The sequence below is a fragment of the Klebsiella sp. CN_Kp104 genome (genome assembly GCF_040064515.1).
In the GTDB taxonomy this organism is placed as follows: Bacteria; Pseudomonadota; Gammaproteobacteria; order Enterobacterales; family Enterobacteriaceae; genus Klebsiella; species Klebsiella aerogenes.
Map to the genome: position 1 here is coordinate 1 of NZ_JBEAII010000041.1, position 17,548 is coordinate 17,548.

Consider the following 17,548-nt stretch of genomic DNA (forward strand, 5'->3'; position numbering starts at 1 on the left):
TCTATCACCGACCAAATTTGAAAAGCCTGCTCAATGAGCAGGCTTTTTTGCATCTGCGGCCCGAAGAGGATGAGAACCTCCGGGGGCAGAGGTTCGACTCGAGCGTAGCGAGAGAACGTTGCGTCAGCAACGGCCCGTAGGGCGAGCCACGAAGTGGCGAGTCATCCTCTATCACCGACCAAATTTGAAAAGCCTGCTCAATGAGCAGGCTTTTTTGCATCTTCGGCCCGAAGAGGTTCGACTCGAGCGCTTCCCTGATTGCGGCGCAAGCGCCTTATCAGGGCTACATTCGCACAGCGCATAGCCCGCTCGGTAGCCCGGCTCAGCGCAGCGCAAGCCGGGGCGAAAACCCCGCCATAATCACAAAAATCGCATTTCCCCGCGTATCTCGCCAGCTGTTCGCTGTTTTGTGACATCTTCCATTGCATTTTTTTATCGATGAACAGATCTTTTTTCGCGAAGCTTATGGCTAACTACAGCATTTTCCGCTGTGCGTTTTAACGTTCGCGCTATTAATCGCTCACATAATGGTCACATGGGAAGAAATTTTCACCATTTTTAAGAATTGTTTATCACCAGATGTTGCAAACTATTAAGGGGTTTATTCTGGCTTATGGCCGCTAGCATAAATTTCTCTGCTGAAAATAGCGCCACCAAGTTTTTTTAATCTTTGCCCACCGATTCTCACCCCTGACGCAAAACCCGGTTAGCTGTATTGACGTTTAACCATTCTGTTGACAGATTGTACGGCATGAGGGGCATTTCATGGAGAATCCGTACTGCAACTCAGTCGTTTTAGCGAACGGAATCCCCATCTCTCTCAACGCCTTCGGGCACCACCGACCAGACCGGGTAAAAAATAAATAAAGGTCTGGCGGCTATATGCAAACAACATCACAGTTTTGGAGCAGAATAATGAGTATTTCCTTGAAAAAGTCAGGGATGCTGAAGCTTGGTCTGAGCCTGGTCGCCATGACCGTTGCCGCAAGCGTACAAGCTAAAACCCTGGTTTATTGTTCTGAAGGTTCGCCGGAAGGCTTTAACCCACAGCTCTTCACCTCGGGTACCACCTATGACGCCAGTTCGGTGCCTATTTATAACCGTCTGGTTGAATTCAAAACCGGTACGACTGAAGTTATTCCTGGTCTTGCTGAGAAGTGGGATGTCAGCGAGGACGGTAAAACCTATACCTTCCACCTGCGTAAAGGTGTGAAGTGGCAGGATAATAAAGACTTTAAACCAACGCGCGAGCTGAATGCCGACGACGTGGTGTTCTCCTTCGACCGCCAGAAAAATGACAAAAACCCGTACCATAAAGTCTCTGGCGGCAGCTATGAGTACTTCGAAGGGATGGGCCTGCAGGACCTGATTAGCGAAGTGAAGAAAGTGGACGATAATACCGTCCAGTTCGTGCTGACTCGCCCGGAAGCGCCGTTCCTCGCTGACCTGGCGATGGACTTTGCTTCTATTCTGTCGAAAGAATATGCCGACAACATGCTGAAAGCCGGCACGCCGGAAAAAGTAGACCTTAACCCAATCGGCACCGGCCCATTCCAGCTGCTGCAGTATCAGAAAGACTCGCGCATTCTGTATAAAGCCTTCCCGGGCTACTGGGGCACCAAGCCGCAGATCGATCGTCTGGTCTTCTCCATCACTCCGGACGCTTCCGTACGCTACGCCAAGCTGCAGAAAAACGAGTGCCAGGTGATGCCGTATCCGAACCCGGCTGACATCGCGCGCATGAAGGAAGATAAAAACATCAACCTGCTGGAACAGCCGGGTCTGAACGTGGGTTATCTCTCCTTCAATACCGAGAAAAAACCGCTGGATAACGTCAAAGTTCGCCAGGCGCTGACCTACGCGGTGAACAAAGAAGCGATCATCAAAGCCGTTTATCAGGGCGCCGGCCAGTCGGCGAAGAACCTGATCCCGCCGACCATGTGGGGCTATAACGATGACGTTAAAGACTACACCTACGATCCTGAGAAGGCGAAGCAACTGTTGAAAGAAGCGGGCATGGAAAAAGGCTTCACCATCGACCTGTGGGCAATGCCGGTACAGCGTCCGTATAACCCGAACGCGCGCCGTATGGCTGAAATGATCCAGGCCGACTGGGCGAAAGTCGGCATACAGGCCAAGATCGTCACCTACGAGTGGGGCGAGTACCTGAAACGCGCGAAAGCGGGCGAGCATCAGACCGTGATGATGGGCTGGACCGGCGACAACGGGGATCCGGATAACTTCTTCGCGACCCTGTTCAGCTGCGCCGCGGCGAAAGACGGCTCTAACTACTCTCGCTGGTGCTATAAGCCGTTTGAAGACCTCATTCAACCGGCACGCGCCACCGACGACCACAACAAGCGTATTGAACTGTACAAACAGGCTCAGGTAGTGATGCATGACCAGGCTCCGGCGCTGATCATTGCTCACTCCACCGTTTACGAGCCAGTGCGTAAAGAAGTCAAAGGCTATGTGGTTGATCCGCTTGGCAAACACCACTTCGATAACGTCTCTGTCGAATAATAAGCACGATGCCTGACCCCCTCTCCCCGCGCGGGAGAGGCGGGGGGCGTATTCCCGCTATTCGGGGAGTACTTTTGTGAGCAATACAGACGCCTTGTCACCAGGCCTGGCGTCACTATAGAGAATCCGGGTTATGTTGCAGTTTATTCTCCGACGTTTGGGACTCGTCATCCCGACATTTATCGGTATTACCCTTCTCACCTTTGCTTTCGTTCATATGATCCCCGGCGATCCGGTGATGATTATGGCGGGCGAACGTGGTATTTCCCCCGAACGTCACGCGCAGTTGCTGGCCGAAATGGGCCTTGATAAGCCGCTGTGGCAGCAATATGCCCATTATATTTGGGGCGTACTGCACGGTGATTTAGGGATCTCGCTGAAAAGCCGAATTCCCGTGTGGCAAGAGTTTGTGCCTCGCTTCAAGGCCACCCTCGAACTGGGCGTCTGCGCGATGATTTTCGCCGTCGCCGTCGGTATTCCGGTGGGCGTGCTGGCTGCGGTAAAACGCGGTTCCATCTTTGACCACACTGCCGTGGGTCTGGCGCTGACCGGCTACTCGATGCCTATCTTCTGGTGGGGCATGATGCTGATTATGCTGGTTTCGGTACAGCTGAATCTGACGCCGGTCTCCGGGCGTATCAGCGATACGGTATTCCTTGACGATACCCTGCCGCTGACCGGTTTTATGCTGATTGACACCGCCATCTGGGGCGAGCAGGGCGACTTTATTGATGCCTTAATGCATATGATCCTACCCGCCATCGTGCTGGGTACGATTCCGCTGGCGGTGATCGTGCGTATGACCCGCTCATCGATGCTGGAAGTGCTTGGCGAGGATTACATCCGTACCGCACGAGCTAAGGGGTTGACCCGCATGCGGGTGATCGTCATCCATGCGCTACGCAACGCGATGCTGCCGGTGGTGACGGTGATTGGTCTCCAGGTGGGCACGCTGCTGGCGGGCGCCATTCTAACCGAAACCATTTTTTCGTGGCCAGGTTTAGGCCGCTGGCTTATCGATGCGCTACAGCGCCGCGATTATCCAGTTGTGCAGGGCGGGGTTCTGCTGGTGGCGACGATGATTATTCTCGTCAACCTGCTGGTCGACCTGCTGTACGGCGTGGTGAACCCGCGTATCCGGCATAAGAAGTAAGGGGCCATCATGTCACAAATTACAGAAAATAAAGTTGTCGCCGCACCGGTGCCAATGACCCCGCTGCAGGAGTTCTGGCACTATTTCAAACGCAATAAGGGTGCCGTCGTCGGGTTGGTGTATGTGGCGGTGATGATTATCATCGCGGTATTCGCCAACTTTCTCGCCCCTTATAACCCGGCGGATCAGTTCCGTGATTCGCTGCTGGCGCCGCCGTTCTGGCAGGATGGCGGCAGCCTGGCGCATCTGCTTGGCACCGATGACGTGGGTCGCGATATTCTCTCACGTCTGATGTACGGCGCGCGCCTGTCGCTGCTGGTGGGCTGTCTGGTGGTAGTACTGTCGCTGATCCTCGGCGTGGTGTTGGGGCTGATTGCTGGCTATTTCGGCGGGGTGGTGGACTCCATCATCATGCGCGTGGTCGATATCATGCTGGCGCTGCCTAGCCTGCTGCTGGCGTTGGTGCTGGTGGCAATCTTCGGGCCGTCAATCGTCAATGCTTCGCTGGCGCTCACCTTTGTTGCCCTACCGCACTATGTGCGTCTGACGCGCGCGGCGGTGCTGGTGGAAGTGCACCGCGATTACGTTACCGCTTCCCGCGTGGCGGGCGCCGGCGCGATGCGCCAGATGTTCGTTAATATTCTCCCTAACTGTCTTGCGCCGCTGATTGTTCAGGCGTCGCTGGGCTTCTCTAACGCCATTCTCGACATGGCAGCGCTGGGGTTCCTCGGTATGGGCGCGCAGCCGCCGACGCCTGAGTGGGGCACCATGCTTTCCGACGTATTGCAGTTCGCGCAAAGCGCCTGGTGGGTAGTGACCTTCCCGGGTGTGGCGATCCTGCTGACGGTGCTGGCATTTAACCTGATGGGTGACGGTCTGCGTGACGCGCTCGATCCCAAACTGAAGCAGTAAGAGGTTCGAGATGGCGTTATTAAATGTAGATAAGTTATCGGTGCATTTCGGCGATGAGAATGCGCCGTTCCGTGCCGTAGACCGCATCAGCTATAGCGTGAAGCAGGGCGAAGTGGTCGGCATCGTGGGGGAATCGGGTTCCGGTAAGTCGGTGAGCTCGCTGGCGATTATGGGGCTGATTGATTACCCCGGCCGGGTGATGGCGGACAAACTGGAATTTAACGGCCGCGATTTGCAGCGTATTTCGGAAAAAGAGCGGCGCCAGCTGGTGGGGGCGGAAGTGGCGATGATCTTCCAGGATCCGATGACCAGCCTCAACCCGTGCTTTACCGTCGGCTACCAGATTATGGAAGCGATTAAGGTCCATCAGGGTGGCAATAAGCAAACCCGCCGCCAGCGGGCGATCGACCTGCTGAACCTGGTGGGTATTCCTGACCCGGCGTCGCGGCTGGACGTTTATCCGCACCAGCTTTCCGGCGGGATGAGCCAGCGCGTGATGATCGCGATGGCGATCGCCTGCCGGCCAAAACTGCTGATTGCCGATGAACCGACCACCGCGCTGGATGTGACCATTCAGGCGCAGATTATCGAACTGCTGCTGGAGTTACAGCAGCAAGAGAATATGGCGCTGGTGCTGATTACCCACGATCTGGCGCTGGTGGCGGAAGCCGCGCATAAAATTATCGTCATGTACGCGGGTCAAGTGGTGGAGACCGGCGATGCGAAAGATATTTTCCGCGCGCCGCGTCACCCGTATACCCAGGCGTTATTGCGTGCGCTGCCGGAATTTGCCCAGGATAAAGCGCGTCTGGCATCGTTACCGGGTGTGGTGCCGGGGAAATACGATCGTCCTAACGGCTGCCTGCTGAACCCGCGCTGCCCCTACGCAACGGATAAATGCCGGAGCGAAGAGCCCGCGCTCGCGGATCTCGACGGCGGCCGTCAGTCTAAATGCCACTACCCACTCGATGATGCCGGGAGGCCTGGATTATGAGTACGCAAAAGGCCGCCACGCAGCAACCGCTGTTGCAGGCCATTGATCTGAAAAAACACTATCCGGTGAAGAAGGGTCTGTTCGCTCCGGAACGGCTGGTGAAAGCGCTGGATGGCGTCTCCTTTACTCTTGAACGCGGTAAAACGCTGGCGGTAGTGGGGGAGTCGGGCTGCGGCAAATCGACGCTGGGTCGTTTACTGACGATGATTGAAATTCCCACCGGCGGCGAGTTGTATTATCAGGGGCAGGATCTGCTCAAGCACGACCCGCAGGCGCAAAAGCTGCGGCGGCAAAAAATCCAGATTGTGTTCCAGAACCCGTATGGTTCGCTGAACCCGCGTAAAAAAGTGGGGCAGATTCTGGAAGAGCCGCTGTTGATTAACAGCAGCCTGAGCAAAGAGCAGCGGCGTGAAAAGGCGCTGGCGATGATGGCGAAGGTGGGCCTGAAAACGGAGCATTACGATCGCTACCCGCATATGTTCTCCGGCGGTCAGCGCCAGCGTATCGCCATTGCCCGCGGGCTGATGCTGGATCCGGATGTGGTGATTGCCGATGAGCCGGTCTCGGCGCTGGATGTTTCGGTACGCGCCCAGGTGCTGAACCTGATGATGGATTTGCAGCAGGATTTAGGGCTGTCCTACGTGTTTATCTCCCACGACCTGTCGGTCGTCGAGCACATCGCTGATGAAGTCATGGTGATGTATCTTGGCCGCTGCGTAGAGAAGGGGACCAAGGATCAGATCTTTAATAACCCGCGTCATCCGTATACTCAGGCGCTGCTGTCGGCGACGCCGCGACTGAACCCGGACGATCGGCGCGAGCGCATCAAGCTGACCGGCGAACTGCCGAGCCCGCTGAATCCGCCGCCGGGCTGCGCCTTTAATGCGCGTTGCCGCCGACGCTTTGGCCCATGCACCCAGCTTCAACCGCAGCTTAAGGATTACGGCGGCCAACTGGTGGCCTGCTTTGCCGTTGATCAGGATGAGAATCCGGAGAAAGCGCGGGCGTGATGGGAGGCGGGTTGTCGCGTGATGATTTCGGCGGGAGATGGCTGGAATGCGCCTCGCAGATTGCCAAAGGGCGGGGTGAAGGCGATGACACGGAGCAGTAGAATCGACGCCAAGCCGGGTTCGCCCGGTGAGGCGCAATGTTGCGGGGGCTTGAACCCCGGCGGCATAGATAAGTTGCTGGAAAGAGAAAACCCTCGCACGTTGCTGGTGTTAACCAGGCAACTGAACGAGGGCTATCATAACTCCAGACAAGTTAAAGATAGCCGCGAACGGTTGCCATTGCAATACAGGCGGCTCTATGACGCTCACACAGTTAGGTCTGATCTTATGGGACGATCTGGCGGCGCCGATAATTACTGGCATCGTGGTCAGTATTATCGTCAGCTGGATGCATAACCAGAAGTGACGGACCGGCGGGCGTGAGTCTGCTGCGTTGGCAATTTGCGCCCGAACAGGCCGCAGGAATTCTCCTGCGGCCTTTTTCGTCTTTACCTGGCGGCACGCAGAATGTGGTTGGATGCTGGAATGCGCCTCGCAGATTGCCAAAGGGCGTGGTGAAGGCGATGACACGGAGCAGTAGAATCGACGCCAAGCCGGGTTCGCCCGGTGAGGCGCAATGTTGCGGGGGCTTGAACCCCGGCGGCATAGATAAGTTGCTGGAAAGAGAAAACCCTCGCACGTTGCTGGTGTTAACCAGGCAACTGAACGAGGGCTATCATAACTCCAGACAAGTTAAAGATAGCCGCGAACGGTTGCCATTGCAATACAGGCGGCTCTATGACGCTCACACAGTTAGGTCTGATCTTATGGGACGATCTGGCAGCGCCGATAATCGCTGGCATCGTGGTCAGCATTATCGTCAGCTGGATGCATAACCAGAAGTGACGGACCGGCGGGCGTGAGTCTGCTGCGTTGGCAATTTGCGCCCGAACAGGCCGCAGGAATTCTCCTGCGGCCTTTTTCGTCTTTACCTGGCGGCACGCAGAATGTGGTTGGATGCTGGAATGCGCCTCGCAGATTGCCAAAGGGCGTGGTGAAGGCGATGACATGGAGCAGTAGAATCGACGCCAAGCCGGGTTCGCCCGGTGAGGCGCAATGTTGCGGGGGCTTGAACCCCGGCGGCATAAATAAGTTGCTGGAAAGAGAAAACCCTCGCACGTTGCTGGTATTAACCAGGCAACTGAACGAGGGCTATCACTAACTCCAAGCAAGTTAAAGATAGCCGCGAACGGTTGCCATTGCAATACAGGCGGCTCTATGACGCTCACACAGTTGGGTCTGATCTTATGGGACGATCTGGCGGCGCCGATAATCGCTGGCATTGTGGTCAGTATTATCGTCAGCTGGATGCATAACCAGAAGTGACGGACCGGCGGGCGTGAGTCTGCTGCGTTGGCAATTTGCGCCCGAACAGGCCGCAGGAATCCTCCTGCGGCCTTTTTCGTATTTACTGCGGATATGGCACCCAACTGCCGCCGTTGAGTTGCACGTAGGGTTTGCCCTGATACTGAATAACAATAGCGTTGGAGTTTTCCGATACCGCCGCGGTCTGCGGCAGGTTAGCGGTGTACTGCTGCCAGTTGACGTTATCCTCGGTAAACATCTTGCCGTCCAGCGCGCGCACCACCAGTTCAGAAACCGCGAGGTAGCTGGAAGGCTGTGTGATTTCCACCGCGGCGCCCTGGTGCGGCGCCTTCATGCCGAAGAATTTCACCGCCGCAGGGACGTTGGTAATCGATGGGCTTGGGATATCGCGCAGCCCGGAAACCTGCATCTTATCCCCCTTCAGCGCGGCGCCGTGTTCCGGCACCACCACCACCATCACTTTACGCCCCGATTTTTCCAGTTCGGTGAAGAAGGCGTCCAGCTCATCAAAGAATTTCTGCGCGCGAGCTTTGTAGTCTGCCGTTTTGCTTTGGCCGGGATAATGGTTGCCATCGTGCAGCGGCAGCGTGTTGTAGAAGGTCGCGGTACGCGGCGTGTTAAGCTTCTCGGTGGACTGTAGCCAGCGATCGAGCGTCGCCTGGTCGTCGTAAACCGGCGATCCGTCGAAGCCTTGCAGGATAACCGGCAAACCGCTCTGATCCATCAATGGACTTTGCATGCCGCCGAGTGAGCGAACCTCTTTGAGGAAGTCACCGAATACGCCGTTATGCCCCAGCATCAGCTGTTGGGTAAAGCCCAGTTTCGCCAGATTTTCGAACAGATAGCACTCGCTGCCCGATGGCTGATACAGGTTGCTATGAGATAGCTGGCCGCAGCTGGCGCGCAGCAGGCGAACCGCTGCCGGGCCGCTGTAGGAGGTCGCGGAGTTGAAGTTTTTGAAGACAATATCGAAATGTTTCCACAGCGGGTGATCCATCAGCCCGGCAGCCTCGATGTCCGACCATGACAGGGAACAGATATTGATCACCAGCAGATCAAACGGCTGCGCATCCTCAGGAAGCTGAGCGGGGAATGACGTTTTTCTTTTCTGTTCAGAAGCATAGAAAGTTTTCAGCCAGTTGCTGAGGTTAGCCGAGGTTGGCGGTTCGGTCTGCGGTGGGATATCGCCGCTGGCGGCAGCGCTGGTGGATGCCGCGGCTGTTGTGGTTCCACCGGTTGTTGCCGCCGGCGTGGCCGCTGCCGTGGTCGGCTGACCGGCAGGCCATAAGGTGAAGGAGGGCAGCAGCGGGCTGATAACCAGCCAGACCATGATAGCCGAAACAAATACGGTAACGCGTAGCCACTGGCTGATGAATAGCCACAGCACCAGCAGCACAAAGAAGGCGCCGACCATATTCCAGTTAATAAAGCGGGTGATCAGATCCCAGATGTAATCGGCGCTGAAACCGGCAATTTGCGAACCCTGGCTCATGATGCTTTCCGGACCCGGTAACCAGGTATCATGCCAGAACAGGGCAAAGCCGAGCGGAATCGCTATCCAGTGGCGTACCCGGTGCAGTTTTTCTCGGGGGATCGGCACCAGCAGAAAGGCGAGGAACACCAGGTTAAGCATCGGATGGAAGTTCAGGTACCCCGCCCACAGCAGGGCAAACTTCACCAGAAAATAGAAGTTCCAGCCAGACAGGCCGCGCCAGTACTGCCATAGCGGAAGCGGCGTAGCGGTAGTTTTTGCTTTGGTCATTTTTTCAGTTTGCCCTGCCTGGTCGCATTATCCCGGCGCAGCACGCCGGCTGGTTTCACATAACGGGGTTTAAAGAACATCAAACGCAATGTCGTGCGAATACGTCGCTGATAATGGCGCGTTAGATATCCCAGCGGGAAAAACAGCAGGGCGCACAATACGATCAGCTGAATGATATCGGCGATAGACATCATGACCGCGGTTCTCCGTCGGTGGAGAGCCGCCAGGGTTCCGGGATTCGCCGCCACTGGCGCCCATCGTGCTTAACGTTAAGAGCTTCGTTTTTGCCTATGGTAATTGGCAGCGGCGTGTTCCAGTTGTCCGGGGAGAGGCCCCGCATCAACAGGATTTCCGCTGAAATTTGCTTGTCTTCAAACCAAATCATACGGTTAGAGAAAATGTCTCCGGTCGGTAATGGGAAGATATGGTTTAATGCGGTGTCGAGGTCATTTACCCGGCAAAACGATAAGAACAGCACTAATCGATTATTACCGATCGTCACGATATCGCCCATGCGGTTAGGTTTACACAGGGTTAATGCCTGTTCAACACGTAGCCCCGGCGCAGGGCGTAACGCCACCATCACCCCTTTGCTATCCGGCGGCAGCAGCGTGTTGGCCATGATATTGCCGACCGCTTCACAGAAGGCGTCCCACTTTTGATAGCCGCGAAGTTTAAGCGGCCGGCTCCACGTCAACAGCGTGTTGAAATCTTCCGGAACGTGGCGAGTAAATTTCTGCTTTTGCACGCTTTCAATGAGCGTCAGGCAGCGTGAAAGCCCGGCGCTGCAGGGGATCACCATGTTGGCGCCGCTGCTTAGCAGCAAGCGTTCATCGGTGGCGCGCAGGCTCGGCGTTTGTTCACGTACCACGATTTTTAGGGCGCTGCCGCGCTGGCGACGCAGGGTATGGATATAGCGGCCGAGCTGCTCTATTTGTTCGTTCTGGGTGATGGAAAATAGCAAGGTGGCCGCTTGCGCGGTACGACCGGCTTCAAACACGGCATCATTGGTTTCGAACAGCGTCCAATATTCGGAAAGTGCGGGCGCCCCTTCCAGCACGCGCAAATTACTGAGGACGATTTTTTCGTCGCTGCGCGGCTGTACCACCGCTTCTTCGTTTTGCGCCAGTCGCCAGCCCTCATCATCGTGTAAAATAACCAACTGCTGCTGCGCGCTAATACCTTTCTCACTGCCCCACCATGCGATATCAAATAGATGGCTATCGCCCTGATAACGAATGCTGGCCAGCCCGGAAAGGGCTCGATACTGGCGTAATAACGGGGAAAGTTGTTTGTCGGTATCGTTAGCAGAATTAAGTATCATAAGAGAGCAGTTATGATATTTGGCCCATCGATTCGATTTTTCTACCCAATGGAGTAATTCTTCTGTTTTTATATTTTGCCAGGAATTTTCTGTACATAGCAGAATAAATAAATAATTGCCAGGTTCCATCGAACAAAGTAGGTCGCGGTGCAACTCCTTCAGGCCTTCCGGGCGATCGGGCATGGTGAATAATGCGATTTTATTAGGGCCGCGATCTTTTTTTAATGACATGACTTCTTTAGGGTTTTTTCCCATCACTATGGCGGCGACTTTGCTGTCCTGCGCCTGGCTTTCCAGCGTTTGATTCATCAGGCTGACGGCGTCGGCATAGCGGTCGACATTAAGCCACCACACCCCGCCAACGGGCATATGGCATACTTCGTCCCATAACGATGAAATACCCAACGTATATACAATATCCACGATGTCCCTCGCGCGCCCTATTTACAATGATTAGTTTACTAGCGAAAGCGTGAGAGTAAACCTAACATTGAAATTAAAGGACATCAGTTTTAGCATGTACACGTAATTTTAGGGATGAGCGGTTTACACTTCCTGGTTTTATAATGTGTTTTTCGAATGGACAGAGAAATGCCGGAAAAAGACCCTGCGGTACCTGGCGATGCGACGCTGGGATATACCTTCCAAAATGATTTCCTGGCATTAAGCCGGGCATTTTCCCTGCCGGATATTGATTACCACGATATTTCCCGACGCGAACAGCTCGCCGCGGCGTTGCAACGCTGGCCGCTGTTGGCCGAATTAGCAGAGAAAAAGTAAGGAAGCCGTCGATGGCGATTCTGGGATTACAAGGCATACGCGGCGGCGTAGGCACCACCTCCATTACCGCCGCACTGGCCTGGGCGCTACAGCTGCTCGGCGAAACGGTACTGGTGGTCGATGCCAGCCCGGACAATATGCTGCGCTTTTTTTTCAACGTTGATTTCGACCATCACAACGGCTGGGCGCGCTCGTTGATTGACGGTCGCGACTGGCGCGACGCCGGACTGCGCTACACCGCGCATATCGATCTTCTGCCGTTTGGCCGCCTGACCCCCGGCGAACGCGAGCACGTTGATAAACTGAGTCCGACCCTGGAACCCATCGCAGCGCAAATCAAATTGCTCGATCAGCAGGGGAGCCACCGCTGGCTGCTGCTTGATATTCCGGAAGGCTACTCTCCGCTTACCCGCGAACTGCTGAGCGTCTGCGATCGTGCGCTGCAGGTTGTGCACCCCGACGGTAACAGTCATATACGTCTGCATCAGCAGGCGCTGCCTGCCAACGCGGATATTTTGATTAACGACCTGCGCGTCGGCAGCCAGCTGCAGGAAGATCTCTATCAACTGTGGCTGGAAAGCCAGCGGCGTATTTTGCCGGTCACGATTCACCGCGATGAAGCGATGGCGGAGTGTCTGGCGGCGAAACAGCCTCTTGGCGAATACCGCCAGGATTCGCTGGCGGCGGAAGAGGTGCTGACGCTGGCCAACTGGTGCCTGCTGCACTATGCCAGGGAGGGGGCGGCATGATCCGCCTGAGTACGTTGCTGCTGGCGCCGCCGGTGGGCGAGCGCTTGAGTGAACGTTATGATGACTATCGTCAGCATGGCGCGTCGGTGCTTTCGGCTTTTCTCGGTTGCCTGTGGGCGTCGCTGGCGTGGGCATTCATGCCGCTTGAGACGCCGCGCTGGCAAGCTATTCGCGAACACCATGGCGACTATTTTCCGCATATTAATCCGCATCGCCCACGCCCGTTAGATCCGCTGCGCTATTTGCTGCAGTCGCTCTGGCTGCTGGCGACCCGGGTGCCGGAAGCGGATAAAAAAATAAACTGGCGCTCGCTGGCGGCGCTGGAAGGGGTTCACGGGCGCTACGCGCAGTGGCTGGAAAAATTACCGGAGAAGGTCAACACCCGTACCGGCCACCTCGATAAGCAAAAAGAGCTTGAACATCTGCATCCGCAGCTGCGGCGGCTGGTGCTTGGCACCATTACCTTCTTCTCGCTGATTCTGGCGCTGTTGTGTATCACCCAGCCGTTTAACCCGCTGTCGCAGTTTATCTTCCTGCTGTTACTGTGGGGCGTTGCGCTGCTGGTGCGGCGTATTCCGGGGCGTTTCTCTGCCCTGATGTTGATCGTGTTGTCATTGACCGTTTCTTGTCGCTATATCTGGTGGCGCTATACCTCCACGCTGAACTGGAATGATCCGGTCAGTCTGGTGTGCGGGCTGATTTTGCTGTTTGCCGAAACCTACGCCTGGATTGTGTTGGTGCTGGGCTATTTCCAGGTGGTGTGGCCGCTGAATCGCCAGCCGGTGCCGCTGCCGGAAGATATGAACGAATGGCCGACGGTGGATATCTTCGTGCCGACCTACAACGAAGATCTCAGCGTGGTGAAAAATACCATCTACGCTTCTCAGGGTATCGACTGGCCGAAGGATAAGCTCAATATCTGGATCCTTGATGACGGCGGGCGCGAAGAGTTTCGCCAGTTCGCGAAAGATGTCGGCGTACATTACATCGCGCGTACCAGTCACGAACATGCCAAGGCCGGCAATATCAACAATGCGCTGAAGTATGCGAAAGGCGAGTTCGTCTCTATTTTTGACTGTGACCACGTGCCCACCCGCTCGTTTCTGCAGATGACTATGGGGTGGTTCCTGAAGGATAAAAAGCTGGCGATGATGCAGACGCCGCACCACTTCTTCTCGCCGGATCCGTTCGAACGCAACCTGGGCCGTTTTCGTAAAACGCCAAATGAAGGGACGCTGTTTTACGGCCTGGTGCAGGACGGCAACGACATGTGGGATGCGACCTTTTTCTGCGGCTCCTGCGCGGTAATTCGCCGCGGCCCGCTGGATGAAATCGGCGGTATCGCCGTTGAAACGGTCACCGAGGATGCTCACACTTCACTGCGCCTGCATCGTCGTGGCCACACCTCCGCCTATATGCGCATCCCGCAGGCGGCGGGGCTGGCGACGGAAAGCTTGTCGGCGCATATCGGCCAGCGTATTCGCTGGGCGCGCGGGATGGTGCAGATTTTCCGTCTCGACAACCCCTTATTCGGTAAAGGGTTGAAGCTGGCGCAGCGTATCTGCTACGTCAACGCGATGCTGCACTTTTTGTCCGGTATCCCGCGGCTTATTTTCCTCACCGCGCCGCTGGCCTTCCTGCTGCTACACGCCTATATCATCTATGCGCCGGCGCTGATGATCGCCTTGTTCGTGCTGCCGCATATGATTCATGCCAGCCTGACCAACTCGAAGATCCAGGGCAAGTACCGCCACTCCTTCTGGAGTGAAATCTACGAAACGGTGTTGGCCTGGTATATCGCGCCGCCGACCTTCGTCGCGCTGATTAACCCGCATAAAGGCAAGTTTAACGTCACCGCCAAAGGCGGGCTGGTGAAAGACGAGTATGTCGATTGGGTTATCTCCCGCCCCTATATTTATCTGGTGTTGCTCAATCTGGTGGGCGTGGCGGTCGGCATCTGGCGCTTTATGTACGGGCCCGAAAACGAAATTTTAACCGTCTGGGTCAGTATCATCTGGGTGTTTTATAACTTAATCATCCTCGGCGGCGCCGTGGCGGTGTCGGTGGAGAGCAAACAGGTGCGGCGTTCGCACCGCGTCGAGATGTCAATGCCGGCGGCGATTGCCCGCCCGGATGGCCACCTGTTCTCCTGTACCGTTCATGACTACTCGGACGGCGGCCTGGGGATAAAAATTCACGGTGAAGCGCGGGTACTGGAAGGGCAACACGTGAATCTGCTGCTCAAACGCGGACAGCAAGAATATGACTTCCCGGTACGCGTCGCGCGGGTGAACGGCGGCGAAGTCGGTCTGCAATTGCTGCCGCTGACAAACCAGCAACATATTGATTTTGTGCAGTGTACGTTTGCCCGCGCTGATACGTGGGCGCTTTGGCAGGATAGCTTCCCGGAAGATAAGCCGATGGAAAGCCTGCTGGATATCCTCAAGCTGGGGTTCCGTGGATATCGTCACCTGGCGGAGTTCTCGCCGCCGTCGGTGAAGGTTATTTTCCGCTCGCTCACCTCGCTGGTGGCCTGGATTGTATCGTTTTTACCGCGCCGTCCCGAACGCGCCGCGGCGGTGCTTTCGGCAGAACCGGCAATGGCTCAACAATGATGATAATGCGATGAAAAGAAAACTTTCCTTGATTTGTGCAGTGGCGGTGGGAATGAGCAGTTGGTACCCCTTCGCAACATTTTCGGCTCCGGCGACGCCGCCGGAGGCCGTGGTTGCCGGAGCTCCAGCGACAGCGGCTCAGCCAGCGCCGGTCATTAACGATGGCCAGCCAACGGCGACGGTTATCGATCCTGCCGCACCGGTGGTGGTAGCGGACAACATTCCCTCTCGCGATGTGAAGCTGACTTTTGCGCAAATCGCGCCGCCGCCGGGGAGCATGGTGCTGCGCGGTTCGCATCCTGAGGGCGCCGTAGAGTTCGGTATGCGCAGCGATGAGGTGGTCGCCAAAGCGCTGCTCAATCTTGACTACACGCCGTCGCCTTCGCTGCTGCCGGTGCAGTCTCAACTGAAGGTTTATCTTAACGACGAGCTGATGGGCGTACTGCCGGTCACCAAAGAGCAACTGGGTAAAAAAGTGAGCGCCCAGATCCCCGTCGATCCGCTGTATATCACCGATTTTAACCGCGTGCGGCTGGAGTTCGTCGGCCACTATCGCGACGTTTGCGAAAACCCGGCGAGCAGTACGTTGTGGCTTGATATCGGTCGTGAGAGCTCGCTGGATTTAACCTATCAGTCGCTGCAGGTCCGTAACGATCTCTCCCACTTCCCGGTGCCGTTCTACGACTCGCGCGACAACCGTCCGCTGACGTTGCCGATGGTTTTTGCTGCTGCGCCTGACGTCATACAACAGCAGGCGGCGGCGATTGTCGCCTCCTGGTTTGGCAGCAAGGCTGGCTGGCGCGGCCAGCAGTTCCCGGTCCACTTCAATGAGATACCGGAACGTAACGCTATCATCTTCGCGACCAACGATAAGCGTCCGGACTTCCTGCGCGACCATCCGCCGGTGAAAGCGCCGACTATCGAAATGGTCAACCATCCGAGCAACCCGTACGTCAAGCTGCTGGTGATCTTCGGTCGCAACGATCAAGACCTGCTGTTGGCGGCCAAGGGCATTGCCCAGGGGAATATTTTGTTCCGCGGCGATAGTGTTGTCGTGGATGGCGTGAAAGAGTTGAAAGCCCGCCAGCCCTATGACGCGCCGAACTGGGTTCGTACCGACAGGCCGGTGACTTTCGGCGAGCTGAAAACCTATGAACAGCAACTGCAATCAAGCGGCCTGGTGCCAGATTCGATTAACGTGGCGCTGAATCTGCCGCCGGATCTGTATCTGCTGCGCGCTAACGGCATCGATATGGACCTCAAGTATCGCTATACCATGCCGCCGATCAAAGATAGCTCGCGAATGGATATCAGCCTAAACGATCAGTTCCTGCAGTCGTTCAGCCTCAATAGCTCGCAGGATGTGAATAAGCTGATTTTACGCCTACCGGTGCTGCAGGGGTTACTGGACGGCCAGAACCAGGTGACCATACCCGCGCTGCGCCTGGGCGCGATGAACCAGCTGCGCTTCGATTTCCAGTACATGAACCCGATGCCCGGCGGCAACATCGATAACTGCATTACCTTCCAGCCGGTGCAAAATCACGTGGTCATCGGCGATGACTCCACCATCGATTTTTCGAAGTATTACCACTTCCTGGCGATGCCGGATCTGCGCGTCTTCGCCAACGCCGGTTTCCCGTATACCCGCATGGCCGATCTCTCTCAGACGCTGATCGTGGTGCCGAAAACGCCTGATGCGGGCCAGGTGGAGACGCTACTGCAGGCGGTAGGTGGCATCGGCGCGCAGAGCGGGCTGGCGGCTATCAACTTGCAGATGACCGATGACGGTAACCAGATTAAGGGCAAAGATGCCGACCTGATGCTGATTGGCGCTATTCCGCCATCGCTGAAAGACGACAGCAAAATCAATCTGCTGGTTGAGGCGACCAAAAGCTGGGTGAAAACGCCGATGCGTCACTATGACCTGGCCAGCATCTACCCGGACGATGACGCCCGCACGCCGCATACGCGAACCGACATCACCTCTTCCGGGCCAATGGCGGCGATTATCGGCTTCCAGTCGCCATACAACGACCAGCGCAGCGTGATCGCCCTGATGGCCGATAGCCCACGCGGCAACGAGCTGCTTACAAACGCCTTAAATGACAGCGGCAAACGGGCGGCGATGTTCGGTTCGGTGGCGGTGATTCGCGAATCCGGCGTCAATAGCCTGCGGGTTGGCGATATCTATTATGTCGGCCATCTGCCGTGGTTCGAGCGCATCTGGTTTGCGCTCTCCAGCCATCCGATACTGTTGGCGATTCTGGCGGCAGTCAGCATTGTGCTGCTGGCGTGGGTGCTGTGGCGCATGCTGCGTATTCTCAGCCGTCGCCGTCTTGATCCTGATGATGAGTAATT

At 56.2% G+C, this 17,548-nt stretch carries 16 protein-coding genes and 1 other RNA gene; 14 read left to right on the forward strand and 3 right to left on the reverse strand.

Annotated features, from left to right (window positions below; genetic code table 11):
- Positions 1 to 48 precede the first annotated feature (48 nt).
- From ABLU80_RS21185 to ABLU80_RS21230, 10 genes are all read left to right on the forward strand, one after another.
- Positions 49 to 181, forward strand: a non-coding RNA gene (locus tag ABLU80_RS21185) — RtT sRNA.
- 734 nt (positions 182 to 915) lie between these two features.
- The gene (dppA, locus tag ABLU80_RS21190) at positions 916 to 2,523 is read left to right on the forward strand and encodes a dipeptide ABC transporter periplasmic-binding protein DppA (RefSeq protein ID WP_047079867.1); all 1,608 of its coding nucleotides are present in this window, start codon (positions 916 to 918) and stop codon (positions 2,521 to 2,523) included.
- Positions 2,524 to 2,656: 133 nt separating this feature from the next.
- Positions 2,657 to 3,676, forward strand: coding sequence for a dipeptide ABC transporter permease DppB (dppB, locus tag ABLU80_RS21195; protein WP_002921786.1), 1,020 nt, complete (start codon positions 2,657 to 2,659; stop codon positions 3,674 to 3,676).
- A gap of 9 nt (positions 3,677 to 3,685) precedes the next feature.
- On the forward strand, positions 3,686 to 4,588 hold the full coding sequence (gene dppC, locus ABLU80_RS21200) for a dipeptide ABC transporter permease DppC (RefSeq protein WP_015703766.1): 903 nt from the start codon (positions 3,686 to 3,688) through the stop codon (positions 4,586 to 4,588).
- 10 nt (positions 4,589 to 4,598) lie between these two features.
- On the forward strand, positions 4,599 to 5,582 hold the full coding sequence (gene dppD, locus ABLU80_RS21205; protein WP_015703765.1) for a dipeptide ABC transporter ATP-binding protein: 984 nt from the start codon (positions 4,599 to 4,601) through the stop codon (positions 5,580 to 5,582).
- Positions 5,579 to 6,592 (forward strand): dipeptide ABC transporter ATP-binding subunit DppF, encoded by a 1,014-nt coding sequence (gene dppF, locus ABLU80_RS21210; RefSeq protein WP_015369233.1) that lies wholly within the window; start codon positions 5,579 to 5,581, stop codon positions 6,590 to 6,592. The genes dppD and dppF overlap by 4 nt, the downstream gene beginning before the upstream one ends.
- Before the next feature lie 298 nt (positions 6,593 to 6,890).
- A complete protein-coding gene (locus tag ABLU80_RS21215; RefSeq protein WP_213796202.1) occupies positions 6,891 to 6,998 on the forward strand; it encodes a type I toxin-antitoxin system toxin Ldr family protein in 108 nt (35 codons plus the stop codon).
- A gap of 371 nt (positions 6,999 to 7,369) precedes the next feature.
- Entirely contained in the window at positions 7,370 to 7,477 is a 108-nt protein-coding gene (locus tag ABLU80_RS21220; RefSeq protein ID WP_015703763.1) for a type I toxin-antitoxin system toxin Ldr family protein, read from the forward strand.
- Positions 7,478 to 7,490: 13 nt separating this feature from the next.
- On the forward strand, positions 7,491 to 7,793 hold the full coding sequence (locus tag ABLU80_RS21225) for a hypothetical protein (RefSeq protein ID WP_155953766.1): 303 nt from the start codon (positions 7,491 to 7,493) through the stop codon (positions 7,791 to 7,793).
- 56 nt (positions 7,794 to 7,849) lie between these two features.
- Positions 7,850 to 7,957: a type I toxin-antitoxin system toxin Ldr family protein gene (locus ABLU80_RS21230; RefSeq protein ID WP_015703763.1), complete on the forward strand. Its 108-nt coding sequence runs from the start codon at positions 7,850 to 7,852 to the stop codon at positions 7,955 to 7,957.
- Positions 7,958 to 8,039: 82 nt separating this feature from the next.
- Here ABLU80_RS21230 and bcsG read toward each other — a convergent pair whose 3' ends face one another.
- The 3 genes from bcsG to bcsE are packed head-to-tail and all read right to left on the reverse strand — an operon-like array spanning position 8,040 to position 11,466.
- On the reverse strand, positions 8,040 to 9,719 hold the full coding sequence (gene bcsG / locus ABLU80_RS21235; RefSeq protein ID WP_015369234.1) for a cellulose biosynthesis protein BcsG: 1,680 nt from the start codon (positions 9,717 to 9,719) through the stop codon (positions 8,040 to 8,042).
- On the reverse strand, positions 9,716 to 9,913 hold the full coding sequence (bcsF, locus tag ABLU80_RS21240; protein WP_015369235.1) for a cellulose biosynthesis protein BcsF: 198 nt from the start codon (positions 9,911 to 9,913) through the stop codon (positions 9,716 to 9,718). Before bcsF ends, bcsG begins: the two co-directional genes overlap by 4 nt.
- Positions 9,910 to 11,466: a cellulose biosynthesis protein BcsE gene (bcsE, locus tag ABLU80_RS21245; RefSeq protein ID WP_045365119.1), complete on the reverse strand. Its 1,557-nt coding sequence runs from the start codon at positions 11,464 to 11,466 to the stop codon at positions 9,910 to 9,912. Before bcsE ends, bcsF begins: the two co-directional genes overlap by 4 nt.
- A 168-nt stretch (positions 11,467 to 11,634) precedes the next feature.
- On the opposite strand from bcsE, the gene bcsR reads away from it, so the two are divergent.
- The 4 genes from bcsR to bcsB are packed head-to-tail and all read left to right on the forward strand — an operon-like array spanning position 11,635 to position 17,546.
- Entirely contained in the window at positions 11,635 to 11,823 is a 189-nt protein-coding gene (gene bcsR, locus ABLU80_RS21250; RefSeq protein WP_015369237.1) for a cellulose biosynthesis protein BcsR, read from the forward strand.
- An 11-nt stretch (positions 11,824 to 11,834) separates the two neighbouring features.
- Positions 11,835 to 12,572 carry a cellulose biosynthesis protein BcsQ gene (gene bcsQ / locus ABLU80_RS21255; RefSeq protein ID WP_015369238.1) on the forward strand — a complete coding sequence of 246 codons (738 nt, stop codon included), beginning with the start codon at positions 11,835 to 11,837 and terminating at the stop codon, positions 12,570 to 12,572.
- Positions 12,569 to 15,187 carry a UDP-forming cellulose synthase catalytic subunit gene (bcsA, locus tag ABLU80_RS21260; protein ID WP_015369239.1) on the forward strand — a complete coding sequence of 873 codons (2,619 nt, stop codon included), beginning with the start codon at positions 12,569 to 12,571 and terminating at the stop codon, positions 15,185 to 15,187. Before bcsQ ends, bcsA begins: the two co-directional genes overlap by 4 nt.
- 10 nt (positions 15,188 to 15,197) lie before the next feature.
- On the forward strand, positions 15,198 to 17,546 hold the full coding sequence (gene bcsB, locus ABLU80_RS21265) for a cellulose biosynthesis cyclic di-GMP-binding regulatory protein BcsB (RefSeq protein WP_026612198.1): 2,349 nt from the start codon (positions 15,198 to 15,200) through the stop codon (positions 17,544 to 17,546).
- Positions 17,547 to 17,548 lie beyond the last annotated feature (2 nt).

Coding starts and splice junctions, on each gene's coding strand:
- dppA (WP_047079867.1), top strand. CDS start 916: ATGAGTATTTCCTTGAAAAAGTCAGGGATGCTGAAGCTTGGTCTGAGC.
- dppB (WP_002921786.1), top strand. CDS start 2,657: ATGTTGCAGTTTATTCTCCGACGTTTGGGACTCGTCATCCCGACATTT.
- dppC (WP_015703766.1), top strand. CDS start 3,686: ATGTCACAAATTACAGAAAATAAAGTTGTCGCCGCACCGGTGCCAATG.
- dppD (WP_015703765.1), top strand. CDS start 4,599: ATGGCGTTATTAAATGTAGATAAGTTATCGGTGCATTTCGGCGATGAG.
- dppF (WP_015369233.1), top strand. CDS start 5,579: ATGAGTACGCAAAAGGCCGCCACGCAGCAACCGCTGTTGCAGGCCATT.
- ABLU80_RS21215 (WP_213796202.1), top strand. CDS start 6,891: ATGACGCTCACACAGTTAGGTCTGATCTTATGGGACGATCTGGCGGCG.
- ABLU80_RS21220 (WP_015703763.1), top strand. CDS start 7,370: ATGACGCTCACACAGTTAGGTCTGATCTTATGGGACGATCTGGCAGCG.
- ABLU80_RS21230 (WP_015703763.1), top strand. CDS start 7,850: ATGACGCTCACACAGTTGGGTCTGATCTTATGGGACGATCTGGCGGCG.
- bcsG (WP_015369234.1), bottom strand. CDS start 9,719: ATGACCAAAGCAAAAACTACCGCTACGCCGCTTCCGCTATGGCAGTAC.
- bcsF (WP_015369235.1), bottom strand. CDS start 9,913: ATGATGTCTATCGCCGATATCATTCAGCTGATCGTATTGTGCGCCCTG.
- bcsR (WP_015369237.1), top strand. CDS start 11,635: ATGCCGGAAAAAGACCCTGCGGTACCTGGCGATGCGACGCTGGGATAT.
- bcsQ (WP_015369238.1), top strand. CDS start 11,835: ATGGCGATTCTGGGATTACAAGGCATACGCGGCGGCGTAGGCACCACC.
- bcsA (WP_015369239.1), top strand. CDS start 12,569: ATGATCCGCCTGAGTACGTTGCTGCTGGCGCCGCCGGTGGGCGAGCGC.
- bcsB (WP_026612198.1), top strand. CDS start 15,198: ATGAAAAGAAAACTTTCCTTGATTTGTGCAGTGGCGGTGGGAATGAGC.